A 14,171-nucleotide genomic window follows, 5' to 3' on the forward strand; every position below is an offset into this window, starting at 1 on the left:
CCGGGGCGTGGGGTTCTGGAGCGGGACCGGCGGTGGTCACCATTCGGTGAACGCCCCGTCGGGGCCGCGCCATACGGGGTTGCGCCAGCGGTGTCCGGTCTCGGCGGCGTGGCGTACCGCCTTCTCGTCGATCTCGACGCCGAGGCCCGGACGGGAACTTGCCACGGCGTAGCCGTCCCGGAAGCGGAAGGGCTCGGGGTCCATCACGTACTCGAGCAGGTCGCAATGCTGGTTGTAGTGGATGCCCATGCTCTGTTCCTGGACGAGGAAGTTCGGCACGGAGAAGGCGATCTGGAGACTCGCGGCCAGGGCGATCGGGCCGAGGGGGCAGTGGGGGGCCAGGGCGACGTCGTAGGTCTCGGCCATGGCCGCGATGCGGCGCACCTCGGAGATGCCGCCGGCGTGCGACAGATCGGGCTGGGCGACGGCGATGCCGCTGCTCATGACCTCGCGGAAGTCCCAGCGGGAGTACAGGCGTTCGCCGGTCGCGAGCGGGATGCCCGTCGACTCCACCAGGCTGCGCAGGTGGCCCGAGTGTTCCGGTGCGACGGGTTCCTCGACGAACAGCGGGTGCAGCGGTTCCAGCAGGGGCAGCAGGCGCCGTGACATGGCGGTGGAGGCCCGGCCGTGGAAGTCGACGGCGACGTCCCGCTCGTCGCCCAGTACCTCGCGGACGGCCGCGACGCGCTCGACGACCTCTGCGGTGCGCGCCGGGGTGTCGATGGACGCGAGTTCGGCGGAGGCGTTCATCTTCACGGCGGTGAAGCCCGCCTTCATCTGCTCCTCGGCGAGCTCCGCGACATCCCTGGGCCGGTCTCCGCCGATCCAGGCGTACATGCGGACTCGGTCGCGTACGGGGCCGCCGAGGAGGCGGTGCACCGGGACGCCGTAGGTCTTGCCCGCGATGTCCCACAGGGCCTGGTCGATGCCTGCGACGGCGCTGGAGAGGATGGGGCCGCCCCGGTAGAAGCCGCCCTTGGTGAGCACCTGCCAGTGGTCCTCGATGCGCAGCGGGTCCCGGCCGACGAGGTAGTCGGCCAGTTCGTGGACCGCGGCGCGTACGGTCTCGGCGCGGCCCTCGATCACGGGCTCGCCCCAGCCGGTGACGCCCTCGTCGGTGGCGACACGCAGGAACAGCCAGCGCGGAGCCACCAGGAACGTCTCAAGTCCGGTTATTTTCAATGAGCTTCCTCGGGGAGCGGGTCGGTCGCGACGTCATCGGGGTCTTCGCCGGCCTGTACGGCCGCCAGGTCGTGGGACGCCTGCGCCAGCAGTGAGCCGACGGCGGCCACCGCCGCGTCGGGATCACCGGCCTCGACCGCCGCCAGCAGTTCCTGGTGCACGGGGATGGAGTCGGAGAAGTGCCGGGCGCCGTGCACGATCCGGTCGCGCACGCGCAGGCCGGCCTCGATGACGACCTCCATCCGGCTGAGCAGTTCGTTGTGCGCGGCGTCCAGGAGGGCGCGGTGGAAGGCCAGGTCCGCCTCGACCATCGCGTCGGCGTCGGTCCCCGCCGCCGCCATGGCGTCGAGCGCTTGCCGCATCGCGGCCAGGTCGGACGCGGTGCGACGGGCTGCGGCGAGCCGGGCTCCGGCGGGCTCCACCAGCGCGCGGACCTCGGCGAGGTCCTCCAGGAAGCCGTCGGTGGGAGCGCTGCTCCCCTGCCAGCGCAGCAGGTCGCTGTCGAGCAGGTTCCAGTCGGCGCGAGGCCGGATGGTCGTACCGCGTTTCTGCCGCGACTCGAGGAGGCCCTTGGCCGCCAGCACGCGCAGCGCCTCGCGCACGACGGTCTTGCTGACGCCGAGCTCGGTCTCGAACCTGACCGGGTCCACCACGGAGCCGGGAGGGTAGTCGCCGCGGACGATGCGCCGGCCCAGTTCCTCCACCGCCTGGCCGTACAGCCCCCTGCCGGGTTGGGTCACCACGTTCTCCGTTTCCGTTCGGTTCCTGTTCGCGGTCGCCGTGCAGGGCTTGTCGCCCGGTGCGCGCCGCTCATGAGGATTCCTTCATGACGCTCCATCCTCCGTCGGCCACCAGGCTCGCTCCGGTCACGCAGGAGGGGTCCGCTGACGCCACGACGGCTGCGGCCCGGGCCATCTCCTCCGGCCGCCCGAACCTCCTGGGCGCGGGGGCCGCCACGCTGCGCGTCCTCGGACTCCGGGATCCCCTCCCGGGCGGCGGTGAGGATGGGGCGGGCAGCACCGTGTCGACCCGGATGTCCGGCCCGGCCCCGACGGCGGCGGCGAGCGTCCTGCCCGCCTCGTCGTCCACGTCCGTGACCATGACCGCAGCGCCGTGGCCGCAGCGATTCCGTGCGCGGCTCCGGTGATCACCGGCACCGCCCCGCCCTCCTGTGGCACTCCGTCATCGTGTGCGTCTCCCGTCCGATGCCTGCTGACGACACCCACCATAGCTGTTTCAATTAATTATGAATATATCTTGACTGCATGGCGATGCCGCTCCAAGACTGACCGGCATGCAACAGGCACCTTCAGTACCGATCGACGCCCGCCGGCGTCTGCGCCCGGCCGGGATCGCCTTCGGAGGCGACTACAACCCCGAGCAGTGGCCCGAGGAGGTGTGGGCCGAGGACGTCGCGCTGATGAAAGAGGCGGGCGTCACCCTGGTGACGGCCGGGATCTTCTCCTGGGCCAAGGTGGAACCGAGGCCCGGGGAGTACGACTTCGGCTGGTTCGACCGGGTCATGGACAACCTCGCCGGGGCGGGTGTAGCCGTATGTCTGGCCACCATGACGGCGTCCCCGCCGCCGTGGCTGTCCCGGCTCCACCCCGAGATCCTCCCCGAGACCTCCGACGGCCGCCGGATGTGGCCCGGCGGACGCCAGCACTACTGCCCCTCCAGTCCCGTGTACCGCAGGTACGCCGCACGCCTGGTCGAGCGACTGGCCACCCGCTACGCGCACCATCCCGCGCTGGAGATGTGGCACATCGGCAACGAGTACGGCTGCCACACGCCGCAGTGCTGGTGCGACGAGTCGGCCGCGGACTTCCGGCGCTGGCTCTCCGAACGGTACGGCGACGTCGAGGCACTCAACGACGCATGGTCGACGGCCTTCTGGTCGCAGCGCTACGACTCCTTCGACGAGGTGCTGCCACCGCGGCTCGCGCCGACCTTCCCCAACCCGGCCCAGCAGCTGGACTTCGCCCGGTTCTCCGACGACGCGCTGCTCCAGTGCTTTCTGACCGAGAAGGCGGTGCTGCGGCGGATCACCCCGGACGTACCCGTCACGACCAACTTCATCGGCGTGCACAAGCCCGTCGACGCCTTCCGCTGGGCGGCCGAGGAGGACGCCGTCTCGGTCGACGTCTACCAGGACCCGCACGGCGACGACACACATGTCCAGGCCGCCTTCATCTTCGACGTCACCCGCTCCGCACGCGCCGGTCAGCCGTGGCTGCTGCTGGAACAGGCGCCCGGCGCGGTGAACTGGCGTGAGCGCAACGGGCCCAAGCCGCCGGGGCGGATGCGGCTGTGGAGCTGGCAGGCGGTCGCCCAGGGCGCGGACGCGGTGCTGTACTTCCAGTGGCGCCAGTCCCGGGGCGGCGCCGAGAAGTACCACTCGGCGATGGTCCCGCACGGCGGCACCGACACCCGAATCTTCCGTGAAGTGCGCGAACTGGGACGCGAGTTGGCCTCCGTGCCGCAGATCGCCGGCACCCGCTCCACCGCCGAGGTCGCCCTCGTGCTGGACTGGAACAGCTGGTGGGCCCTGGAACTGGACTCCCACCCCTCCACCGCGCTGAACCAGATGGACATCGCGCTCGCCCACTACCGGCCACTGTTCGAGGCCGGGATCGCCTGCGACGTCGTACCGCCCGACCGGGATCTCTCCGGCTACCGCCTCGTCGTCGCGCCCAACCTGTATCTGCTGAAGGAACGGGACGCCGAAGCCCTCACCGGGTTCGTACGCGGCGGCGGCCGGCTGCTGGTGTCGTTCTTCTCCGGCATCGTCGACGACTGCGACCGCGTCCACCCGGGCGGATACCCCGCACCGCTGCGCGAGGCGCTCGGCCTGCGCGTCGAGGAGTTCTGGCCGTCGGCGGAGAACGAGTCGGTCGACGTCCGGCACCCGGACGGCACGGTCAGCAGCGCCGACCTGTGGTCGGAGATCGTCGTGCCCGAAGGGGCCCGGGTCGTGGCCGAGTTCGGCTCCGGACACCTCGCCGGCCGGCCGGCCGTCACCCGGCACTCCTTCGGCGACGGAGACGCGTGGTACCTCGCCACGCGCCTCGCACCGCAGGCCATGCGGGCCCTGATCGACGACGTCTGCCGTACGGCCTCCGTCGCCCCGGTGCTCCCCGGACTCCCCGAGCACGTCCAGACGACGGTGCGCGAGGGCGAGGGCGGACGGTTCGTCTTCCTGCTGAACCACGGCCGGGAGGAGGCCGAGATCAGGCTGCCCCGGCCGATGACCGACGCCCTGGCACCGGGAACGGCACCCGCCGGCCGCATCACGCTGCCCGCTGCCGGAGTGGCCGTACTGACCGAGCCGTAGCCGACCGATCGAGCCGCAGAAGAAGTCATAAGGGACACATCACTGATGAACAGCTCACCACCCTCCCGGAGGTCGGTGCTCCGGTGGGGGGCCGGAGCGGCCGGGGCACTCGCCGCACTGCCCGCCCTCACCGCCTGCGGCCAGACCGTCGGAGCCGCCCGCACGACCCGGCAGGCGTCCACCCGCCCCGGCCAGAAGGTGAACCTCGTCTTCTGGACCTGGGTGCCGATGCAGAAGACCGTCGACCTGTGGAACCGGACGCATCCCGACATCCATGTGGAGATGCAGACCATCCCGGCGAGCACGCAGGGCGGGTACCAGAAGATGTACTCCGCGCTGACGGCCGGCAACCCGCCGGACCTGGCGCAGGTGGAGTACCAGGACCTTCCCGCCTTCATGCTGGTCAACGGGCTGACGGATCTGAGCGGTTACGGGGCCGACGAGCTGCGCGACAGCTATGTTCCGTGGCAGTGGAACCAGGGCGTGTTCGGCGGGCGCGTCCACACCATCCCCCAGGCGTCCGGCCCGATGGGGCTTTTCTACCGCCGGGACCTCCTGGCGAAGTGGGGCATCGAGACACCCGCCACCTGGGCCGACTTCGAGAAGGCCGCCCGTGTGGCCAAGGCCCGCGGCGGCGGTGCCCGGCTCTCCGCGTTCAACCCCAACTCACCCGCCTGGTTCGCCGCGATGTGCTGGCAGCGCGGCTCCCACTGGATACGCACCCAGGGCGACACCTGGGTCGTCGGCATGAACGACGACCTCTCCCGCGAGGTGGCGGAATACTGGCAGAGACTGGTCCGCGACGACCTCGTCCATGTCGAACCCGACATGTCCAGCGCCTGGTACCGGCAGGTGCAGACCGGGCAGGTCGCCTCGTGGATCGGACCGCAGTGGGGTGACGCCCTGCTGCGCGGCCAGGCACCCGGCACCCAGGGCAAGTGGCGGGTCGCACCGCTCCCCCAGTGGACGGCGGGACAGAACGCCTCCGCCAACTGGGGCGGAGCGTCCACCGCCGTCGACTCCGTCGCCGGGTTCGCCCGCCTCCGCGGTGTCCCCGCCGTCCTCGGTGAAGGCGTCGTCGGATACACCCCGCTCCTGACGCGCTTCGAGGAGGACGCCGTCGGCAAGGACATCGCGGAGTTCGTCGTCGACCGCTGCCTCGCCGCGGGCTTCTGGGGCGTCGTGCCGCTCCAACGCGGCCCCGCACCACCCCATGTGGCACACCGACCGGGACTGGATACGAAAGGTCAACGCCCGGGTCACCGCGCACCCCCGCGTCGCCTCCGAGCGGTGACCGACGACGGGGCGGGGGGCGGACGACGACCGCGCGTCAGGGCGGGAGCCGCCCGGCCGGCTGCGGAGCCCCTACCCGCTCCGGCCCGCGATGCCGGGGCCGACGGGGCCGGGGCCGCCGGGGCCGGGGCCGCCGGGGCCGCACGGTCGGCGTGCGGCCGCGGATCCGGAGGCATGGTGCGCTCAAGCGGGCAGCAGAGCAGGAGCGCCTCGCCGTCGCGGTGTCCGGGCAGCGCCCGCCGTCAGGGCCTTCGGGGCTTCACCTTCCGGTCGGCGCCGTTCACCCGCACGGTGACGTCCTTCCGGGTCGGCGCCCGGTCGGCCACGATCTCGTAGGACGTCACCTTCCCGTTCCGCCACTCGCAGCTGACCTCGTAACCGCCCCGCGCGCGGAGCCCGGTGAAGGACCCCTCGGCCTTCCAGCCGTCCGGCAGGGCCGGCAGCAGGTGGACGACGCCCTCGTGGCTCTGGAGGAGCATCTCCGCCACGGCGCCCGAGATGCCGAAGTTGCCGTCCATCTGGAAGGGCGGATGGTTGCAGAAGAGATTGGGCAGCGTGTTGTAGGCCAGCAGTCCGCGCAGCATGATCCCGGCGCGCTCCCCGTCGCCGAGCCGGGCGAAGAGGGCGGCCCGCCACGGCCAGGTCCATGAGCGGCGGCTGTCCCCCGACACCGTCGCGGCCGTGAACGGGACGCCTTCCTTCTCGCCGCACCGCGCCTTGAGCGAGACGAGGGCGGCGGCCGCGAGGCCGGGCGTCGCCGGGGTGATCTGGCGGCCCGGGTAGACCGCGAAGAGGTGCGAGGTGTGGCGGTGGATGTCCTGGGGGTCGTCGATGTCCTCCTGCCATTCCTGGAGCTGACCCCACCCGCCGATCCTGTTGGGCGCGAGACGCGCCTGCATGTCCGCGACCTTGGCCCGGTAGGCGGGATCCGACGTGAGCACCGCCTCGCAGTCGAGGTAGTTCTGGAACAGGTCCCAGATGATCTGCTGGTCGTACATGACGCCGTCCTCGCGCGGCCCGTGCTCGGGGGACCAGCCGTCGGGCGCGACGAGGAGGCCGTCCTCGCGCTCCCGGAGCCGGTCCTCCCAGAACTCGCAGATCTCCTTGATCATCGGATGGGCGACGGTGCGGAGGTAGTCCAGGTCCTGGGTGAACGCCCAGTGTTCGTAGAGGTGTTGCGCATACCAGGCGCTGGCGACGGTGTTCCATTCCCAGGCGTTGCCGCCGAAGATGCTCTGGCTGGTGCGGGCGGTCCAGCCGCGGACGTCCCGGCCGAAGGCGTTGCGGGTCGCCACGCGGCTGGGCACGGCCACCTGCCGGATGAACGCGACGAGTGCCTCGTGGCACTCCGACAGGTTCGTCGTCTCGGCTCCCCAGTAGTTCATCTGGATGTTGATGTTGGTGTGGTAGTCGGCGGCCCACGCCGGCTGGTTGCTGTCGTTCCACAGGCCCTGGAGGTTGGCGGGCAGGCCGCCGGGGCGCGAGGAACTGATCAGCAGGTAGCGGCCGTAGTCGAACATCGACTGCTCGAGTGTCGGGTCCGCCGCACCCGCCGCGTAGCGCGCCAGCCGTACGTCGGTCGGCAGCGCCAGGACGGCGGGGGCGGTGCCGCCCCAGCGGACCGAGACGCGGTCCATGAGGTTGCGGGTGTCGGCGATGTGCCTGTCGCGGAGCTTGCCGTAGGGCTGAGAGGCCGCCTTGCCGAGCGCCTTGTCGATGGCAGCCTGCGGGTCGGCTCCGCGCCACCCGGCGGCGGCGTCGAGCCGGTAGTCGGTGCGGGCGTCCAGAAGCAGGGTGAGGGTCGTGCAGCCGCTGAACCGGAGCATCGTGCCGTCGGCGGCGAAGTCGCCGTCGGTGTGCACGGCCCGGACGGTGCACGCGTGCTTGAGGCCGTTGCCCATGACACCGCTGAAGGCGATCCGGCGGGCGCCGGCGTCGACGGTCGTCGGGGCCTGGTCCTGCGCCGACGTCAGCGCGATCGCTCCGGAGAGGCCCTGGGCGCTGTCCGAGGTGTACCGCAGGACCATGACGTCCGCGGACCGGCTCGCGAAGGCCTCCCGCAGGACACGCTGCCCCGGCGGGCCGAAGCGGGTGACGTGGAGACCTCGGCCGAAGTCGAGGGTGCGCCGGTAGTCGACGACCGTGCGCCCGGTGCGGGTGTCGAAGTCCCTGCCTTCCAGTGCGATCTCCGCGAGCTGGAGGCCGGTGGCGTTCGCGCCGGGAGTCAGGGTGAGCCGGTAGACGCGGTAGGCCGTGCCGCCGGTGAGGGGGAAGGTGCGGGACTCGCCGCGGCCCGCGAAGGGCGCCCCGGGGTTCTGCGTGTCGAGGGTGACCCAGGCCGCCCCGTCCTGCGACGCCTCGAGCGTCCACTGCCGGGGGTCGTCCCGCGGGCGGTCCGGGGCCGCCGTCAGCGTGTACGAGGTGACGGCGGCCGCACGGGGAAGGTCGGCCTGCCAGACGACCGCGCGCGTGGCGCCGTCGACCCGCCAGACGGTGGCCGGATCGCGGTCCGCGCAACGGGAGATGCCCCGGTGCTTCGATCCGGTGCCGGTCCCGGATCCCTCGGAGTGCCCGCTCGGCGACGACAGGTACACGGAACCGACCGCGCCCAGCTCGACGCCGGCCAGCCCGATCTCGCTCACCTGGAAGTGGCTGACTCCTGCCTCGGGCACGAAGTCGAACCGGTAGAAGCGGTAGGCCGCGGGGGCGGCGCAGGTGAACTCCTTGGTCTGGAACCGGCTTTCGAAGGGCGTCGCCAGGGTGCGGCTGTCCAGCGCGGTCCAGGTGGCGCCGTCGGCGGAACCGAGGAGCGTCCACTGCCGGGGGTCGCGCTGCGGCACGTCGTCGGCGCTCGTCAGCCGGTACGAGGCGACGCTGACGGCGTCGGGGAGCTCGACCTGCCACTGCACCTTCGAACCGGGGCCCTCGATGCACCACTTGGTGCTCGACTCTCCGTCGTAGCTCTTGTCGACGCCCTCCGACGAGGAGGAGCTGTACGGTCCTCCCGGTGCGGTGACCGCGGCCTTCGGGCGGGAGGCGAAGGTGACGACGAGGTCACCGAAGTCGCGGTACGAGCCGAAGCCGGTCATTCCGGTGTCGAAATCGCTGTCCGGCTTGCCGGCGAGCGCGTTGTCGTAGTTGTCGACGCCGCCCCACAGGCTCTGCTCGTTGAACTGGACGCGTTCCTCGTCGGGACCGGCGAAGAGCATGGCGCCGAGCCGGCCGTTGCCGATCGGCAGGGCCTGGGACTGCCAGTCGGCGGCGGGGACGGAGTACTTCAGCTCCTTGCGGGACAAGGTGCTCCTTTCGACGCCCGCCGACGCGTTCTTCGCCGCGGCGGCGGCCCGTCCGGTGGGCGTCGTGCCCGTCAGCTGCGTGACCAGGGGTGCGAGGGCCAGAGCACCGCCGAGCTTGAGGACGTTTCGTCTCAGCGGTTGCGATTCATCGGTCACCGTAAGATCTCCCGGCCGGTCATCGGCTCTTTCCCTGAGGAAAGGGCGGCCCATCGGCTTCTTCCGGGGCCTTGGTCATCCTTGTCGGAGCATTGATCGGATGTCTAGTGGCGCGCGCATCCCTGACCGGCGCACGGACCCGGCTCAGTCGCCGGCTGACGGGCCGTCGGCTGACGAGCCGTCGGCTGACGAGCCGTCGGCGTCGGCGTCGGCGTCGGCGTCGGCGTCGAGGAGGCTGCCCGCGAGCCAGTTCTCCACGGCGGCCACATGCACCGTCGCCGCGGAGACGGCCAGCAGAGCGTCACGCGCCCGGAGCGCCCGCAGGATCTCGTCGTGTTCCGCGTGCGCGCGCTGAACGGCGCGCTGCGTGCGCGTTCCTCGCACGATACGGACCCGCTGGGTACGGGTGGACAGGACGCGCAACAGCATGGACAGCACCGGATTGCCGACGGCTTCGACGATGCGCAGATGGAAGGCGATGTCATGGGCGACGAACTCCTCGACCGTGGCGGCGGCCCGGGACCGCTCGAGGATGGCCCCGAGTTCCTCCAGGTCCCGCGAGGTCAGCAGGGCAGCCGCCAGCCCGGTCGCCGGCGGTTCCATCAGCCTGCGCACCTGGAGGAGTTGCAGAGCGGTCCGCCCGTGGGAGACGTCGGCGGCGAAGGACAGCGTCTCGAGCAGCAGGTGCGGCTCCAGGCTGGAGACATAGGTGCCGTCGCCCTGCCTGGTGACCAGGATGCGCATGGCGGTCAGCGCCCGGACCGCCTCGCGCAGCGAACTCCGGGACAGACCGAGCTGACAGGCGAGAACGTCCTCCTTGGGCAGGCGGGAGCCGGGCGCGAGCTCACCCGCGACGATCATCGCCTTGATGTTCTCCATCGCCTCGTCTGTCAGTGCCACGAGGGTGCCTCTCTGTCCTCGGAACGTGCGACGGGACGTCACGCGGACCGCGACGAGCGGGCGCGCGCGATGCTCCCGCGTCCTGCCGCCGCTCCCGCGCCCGCGCCTACTCCTGCTTCTCGCCGGAGGCGAAGCGGGAGATGATCAGAGCGACGATGATGATCGCGCCGTTGAGGAACTGGTTCCACAGGGGCGGTACGCCCGCCAGCGTCATGACGTTGACGACGAGCTGGAGGGTCAGCACACCGGTGAGGGCCCCGAACACCGAGCCCTTGCCGCCGTTGAGGCTTACCCCGCCGATGACCGTCGCGGCGAAGACCTGGAAGATCCAGCCGCTGCCCTGGGTCGCGGAGATGGATCCGTAGTGACCGCTGTAGAGGATGCCGGCGAACGCGGCGAGCAGGCTGCCGATGATCAGGACGACCCACACGATCCGGTCGACGCGGATACCGGCGGTCCGGGCGGCCTCCGCGTTGCCGCCGATGGCGTAGAGCGCCCGCCCGTGCCGCAGCCAGGCCAGGGCGCTGCCGCCGGCGGCGAACAGCACCGCGCAGATCCAGATCGCGGCCGGGACGCCCAGCCAGGACGCCTTGCCCAGATAGGTGAAGGAGGAGGGCAGCTCCACGATGGACTGGCCCTCGGACAGGGCCACTTGGAGACCGCGCAGCATGGTCAGGCCGCCGAGCGTGACGATGAACCCGTTGAGGCGCAGCTTCAGGATGAGGAAGCCGTTGAAGGCGCCGATCGCCACCCCGACCAGGAGGCAGAGCGGGATCGCCGTCCACTCGGGAAACAGTCCCAGTCCGTTGAACCGGCCGCCGCTGGTGGGCAGCACGAGCCATACGGCGATGACGGGGGCCACCCCGATGGTGGACTCCAGGGACAGGTCCATCCGCCCGACGATCAGGATCAGCGCGGTGGCCAGCACGAGCAGGCTGAGCTCGGTGGACTGCTGGGCCACGCCGATGAGGTTGTCGGACGTGAGGAAGGCCGGGGAGACGATGAACCCGATCAGGCCGAGCACGAGGATGGCCGGCACGAGGGACAGTTCACGGAAGCGGCCGAGATCGAGTCCGCGCCGTGAGGTCCCCGCGGCGGGCGGCTGCGTCACTTTCGCCGCGGGGTCGGTGACATCTGAGGTGGCGGACATGACTACCTTCCGTGCTCTTCGGTGTCGGGTGCTGCGGGGGTGGTGGCGACGCCCTCCATGGCGGCGACCATCTGTTCGTCCTTCCAGCCGCGGTCGAACTCCGCGACCACCCGCCCGTGGAACATGACGACGACCCGGTCGCACGCCCTGAGGTCGTCCAGTTCGTCGGAGACGATCAGTGCCGCCTTCCCGCTCTCGGCGACCCCGCGGATCCTGGCGAGCAGGAACTCCTTGGACTTGACGTCCACTCCGTTGGTGGGCCGGATGGCGACCAGGACATGGGGGTCGGTCGCCAGCGCACGGGCCACCACCACCTTCTGCTGGTTGCCGCCGGAGAGCGCGGAGACCAGGGTTCCCGCGCCCGGCGTCTTGATGTCGAGGTCGCGGATCATGCGCTGGGCGAAGGTCCTCGTGCGGGCGGGGAGGACGGTGCCGAAGGGGCCCAGCTGGTCGGTGACGGTCAGCGTCGCGTTCTCCGCCACGCTGCGGTTGCTGACGAGCCCCTGGAGATGGCGGTCCTCGGGCACGAGGCCGACGCCCGCGGTGAGGGAGGCCGGGACACTGCCCGTCCGGATCGCCCGGCCGCCGACCGCGATCCTGCCCTCCTCGGCCCGGTGGAGTCCGGCGACGGCCTCGCCGACCTGGACGCTTCCGCTGGCCGTCGCGCCGGCGAGGCCGACCACCTCCCCGGTGTGGACGGTGAGGGACAGATTCCGGCAGATGCCGGACAGGCTCAGACCCTCGACGGTCAGGAGCGCCTCGGAGCCGATCCGGGAGTCCGTACCCGTGTCGTGGGCGTCGGACGGGGTGGCGGATTCGCCGGTCATGGCCTCGACCAGCTCGTGTTTGCCGAGTCCGGCCACCGGCGCGGTACGGATGTGGGCCGCGTCGCGGTAGACGGTGACCGTGGTGCACAGGTCGTACACCTCTTGCAGGTGGTGGGAGATGAAGAGGAAGGCGACGCCCTGCCGCTGGAGGTCCCGGAGCTTGTCGAAGAGGCGGTCGATGCCACGGGCGTCCAGCTTGGCGGTCGGCTCGTCCAGGATGATGAACCGCGCGCCGAAGGACAGGGCGCGTGCGATCTCGACGAACTGCCGCTGCTCCACGGTGAGGTCCCTGGACCGGGCCATGGGGTCGACGTCCACCCCGTACTCCGCGAGGAGCTGGTCGGCGCGCCGGCGCAGATCCTTCCAGCGGATGGGGCGCAGGGCGGCGAGGCTCTGCCGGTTGAGGAAGAGGTTCTCGGCGACGGTCAGCTCACCGATGATCGTGGACCGCTGGTAGACGCAGGCCACCTTGGACCGCCAGGCGTCGATGTCGCCGAAGGCGGGCGCCGGTTCGCCGGAGAAGTGCAGGGTGCCGGTGTCGGGCTGCTGGAGCCCGGTGAGGATCGACACGAGGGTCGACTTGCCGGCGCCGTTGCGTCCGACCAGGGCGTGCGACTCGCCCTCGGCGATGGTGATGCGGGCGTCGCGCAGCGCGACGGTGGCGCCGAACCGTTTGCTGATCCCGGTCGCCTCGGCCACCGGGGCGCGGCTCACGGTGCCGGTCGCCGGGGCGGTCGCGGAGTCCGCCATCGTGAATACCGTCCTTCTGGTCCGGATGCGGGGGCAGGCGAGGTGGAGGGCCGGGGCGGAGGGGCCGGGTGTGCCGGTCCCCCCGCGTGCCGGCCGGTCGTCACTGGCCGACGGTGTTGCCCCACAGGGTCTTGTCGTCGACGTTGGCCTTGGTCACCAGCGGTGCAGGCAGCTGGTCCTCGAGGCCGTTCGGGATCTCGATGATCGTGGAGTCGTGGTCGGTCGGGCCCGCCTTGAAGGTCTTGCCGTCGGCCGCGGCCTGCGCGTAGTACAGGGCGTACTTGGCGTAGAGGTCGGCAGGCTGGGAGACGGTCGCGTCGATCTGGCCCTTGCGGATCGCGTCGAACTCCTGCGGGATGCCGTCGTTGGAGATGATCGAGATGTGCCCCTTCTGACCGGCCGGCTTGAGCAGGCCCTTCTGCTGAAGCAGGGCCAGGGTCGGCTGGAGGAACACACCGCCGGCCTGCATGTAGACGCCGTTGAGGTCGGGGTGCTGGGCGAGCAGGCTCTGGAGCTTGGCGGAGGCGACGTCGCCCTTCCAGTCGGTGGGCAGCTCGAACACCTTGATGCTCGGGAACTTCTCCTTCATGCAGGCCGCGAAGGCCTCGGAGCGGTCGCGTCCGTTGATGGAGTCGAGGGCTCCCTGGAGTTCGGCGACCTTGCCCGTGCCACCGAGCTGCTTGCCCAGGAACTCGCACGCCTTCGTGCCGTACGCCTTGTTGTCGGCGCGTACGACCATGTAGACGTCACCCTTGTCGGGGCGGGTGTCGACGCTGACCACGGGGATCTTCTTCGACGCGAGGGTCTCCAGCGTGGAGGCGATGGCGCCGGTGTCCTGGGGTGCCATGACGACCGCCTTGGCGCCCGTGTTCTCGAACACCTGCACGTTGGCGACCAGCTTGGTGACGTCGTTCTGCGAGTTGCTCAGCGGCAGCGCTTTGATGCCGTCGGCCTTGACGTCCTTCTTGAGGTAGTCGGCGTATGAGTTCCAGAAGTCCGAGTCGGAGCGTGGCAGGTCGATGCCGATGGCGGGCTTGCTCCCGCTGCCCGAACCATCCGAGCTGGTGCTTTCGCGGTTGCACGCGGTGACGAGGGCGAGAGCCACGAGGACGGTACCGGCGGCTGCGGCGGCGGAGCGTGTGCGAGCGAGCTTCATGGCCGTGTGTTTCTCCTTAGCCAGGGCGGGGCGGGGCGGGGCGGTGCGCGGCGGCGGCAGAGACACCCGCGCCCGGTGGGCGAGGCGAGGACTCGGACCGTGAAGGCGGCCGCCGCCGAGGGCGTGC

General features: G+C 71.1%; 9 protein-coding genes and 1 pseudogene. 2 read left to right on the plus strand and 8 right to left on the minus strand.

What is annotated here, in order from left to right; translation table 11 throughout:
• Nucleotides 1-36 precede the first annotated feature (36 nt).
• The 3 genes from dgoD to OHS71_RS03490 all read right to left on the minus strand — a co-directional run bounded on the left by dgoD (nt 37) and on the right by OHS71_RS03490 (nt 2,283).
• The gene (gene dgoD, locus OHS71_RS03480; RefSeq protein ID WP_328476660.1) at nt 37-1,182 is read right to left on the minus strand and encodes a galactonate dehydratase; all 1,146 of its coding nucleotides are present in this window, start codon (nt 1,180-1,182) and stop codon (nt 37-39) included.
• Nucleotides 1,179-1,925 carry a FadR/GntR family transcriptional regulator gene (locus tag OHS71_RS03485; protein ID WP_328476662.1) on the minus strand — a complete coding sequence of 249 codons (747 nt, stop codon included), beginning with the start codon at nt 1,923-1,925 and terminating at the stop codon, nt 1,179-1,181. Before OHS71_RS03485 ends, dgoD begins: the two co-directional genes overlap by 4 nt.
• A 67-nt stretch (nt 1,926-1,992) precedes the next feature.
• On the minus strand, nt 1,993-2,283 hold the full coding sequence (locus OHS71_RS03490) for an SDR family oxidoreductase (protein ID WP_328476664.1): 291 nt from the start codon (nt 2,281-2,283) through the stop codon (nt 1,993-1,995).
• A 193-nt stretch (nt 2,284-2,476) separates the two neighbouring features.
• Here OHS71_RS03490 and OHS71_RS03495 point away from each other — a divergent pair, with 193 nt between their 5' ends.
• Both OHS71_RS03495 and OHS71_RS03500 read left to right on the plus strand, forming a co-directional pair.
• Nucleotides 2,477-4,516, plus strand: coding sequence for a beta-galactosidase (locus OHS71_RS03495; RefSeq protein WP_328476666.1), 2,040 nt, complete (start codon nt 2,477-2,479; stop codon nt 4,514-4,516).
• A 45-nt stretch (nt 4,517-4,561) separates the two neighbouring features.
• Nucleotides 4,562-5,810, plus strand: a pseudogene (locus OHS71_RS03500) (ABC transporter substrate-binding protein).
• A gap of 241 nt (nt 5,811-6,051) precedes the next feature.
• Here the strand turns inward: OHS71_RS03500 and OHS71_RS03505 are convergent.
• The 5 genes from OHS71_RS03505 to OHS71_RS03525 form a co-directional block, all read right to left on the minus strand.
• Nucleotides 6,052-9,261, minus strand: coding sequence for a glycosyl hydrolase family 95 catalytic domain-containing protein (locus tag OHS71_RS03505; RefSeq protein ID WP_328476668.1), 3,210 nt, complete (start codon nt 9,259-9,261; stop codon nt 6,052-6,054).
• 144 nt (nt 9,262-9,405) lie between these two features.
• Complete coding sequence (locus OHS71_RS03510) at nt 9,406-10,161, minus strand: FadR/GntR family transcriptional regulator (protein WP_328476670.1); 756 nt, start codon at nt 10,159-10,161, stop codon at nt 9,406-9,408.
• Nucleotides 10,162-10,267: 106 nt separating this feature from the next.
• Nucleotides 10,268-11,311, minus strand: coding sequence for an ABC transporter permease (locus tag OHS71_RS03515; protein WP_328476672.1), 1,044 nt, complete (start codon nt 11,309-11,311; stop codon nt 10,268-10,270).
• A gap of 2 nt (nt 11,312-11,313) precedes the next feature.
• On the minus strand, nt 11,314-12,888 hold the full coding sequence (locus OHS71_RS03520) for a sugar ABC transporter ATP-binding protein (RefSeq protein ID WP_328476674.1): 1,575 nt from the start codon (nt 12,886-12,888) through the stop codon (nt 11,314-11,316).
• Between the two features lie 100 nt (nt 12,889-12,988).
• On the minus strand, nt 12,989-14,044 hold the full coding sequence (locus OHS71_RS03525; RefSeq protein WP_328476676.1) for a sugar ABC transporter substrate-binding protein: 1,056 nt from the start codon (nt 14,042-14,044) through the stop codon (nt 12,989-12,991).
• Between the last annotated feature and the right edge of the window lie 127 nt (nt 14,045-14,171).

Source organism: Streptomyces sp. NBC_00377 (assembly GCF_036075115.1).
Taxonomy (GTDB): domain Bacteria; phylum Actinomycetota; class Actinomycetes; order Streptomycetales; family Streptomycetaceae; genus Streptomyces.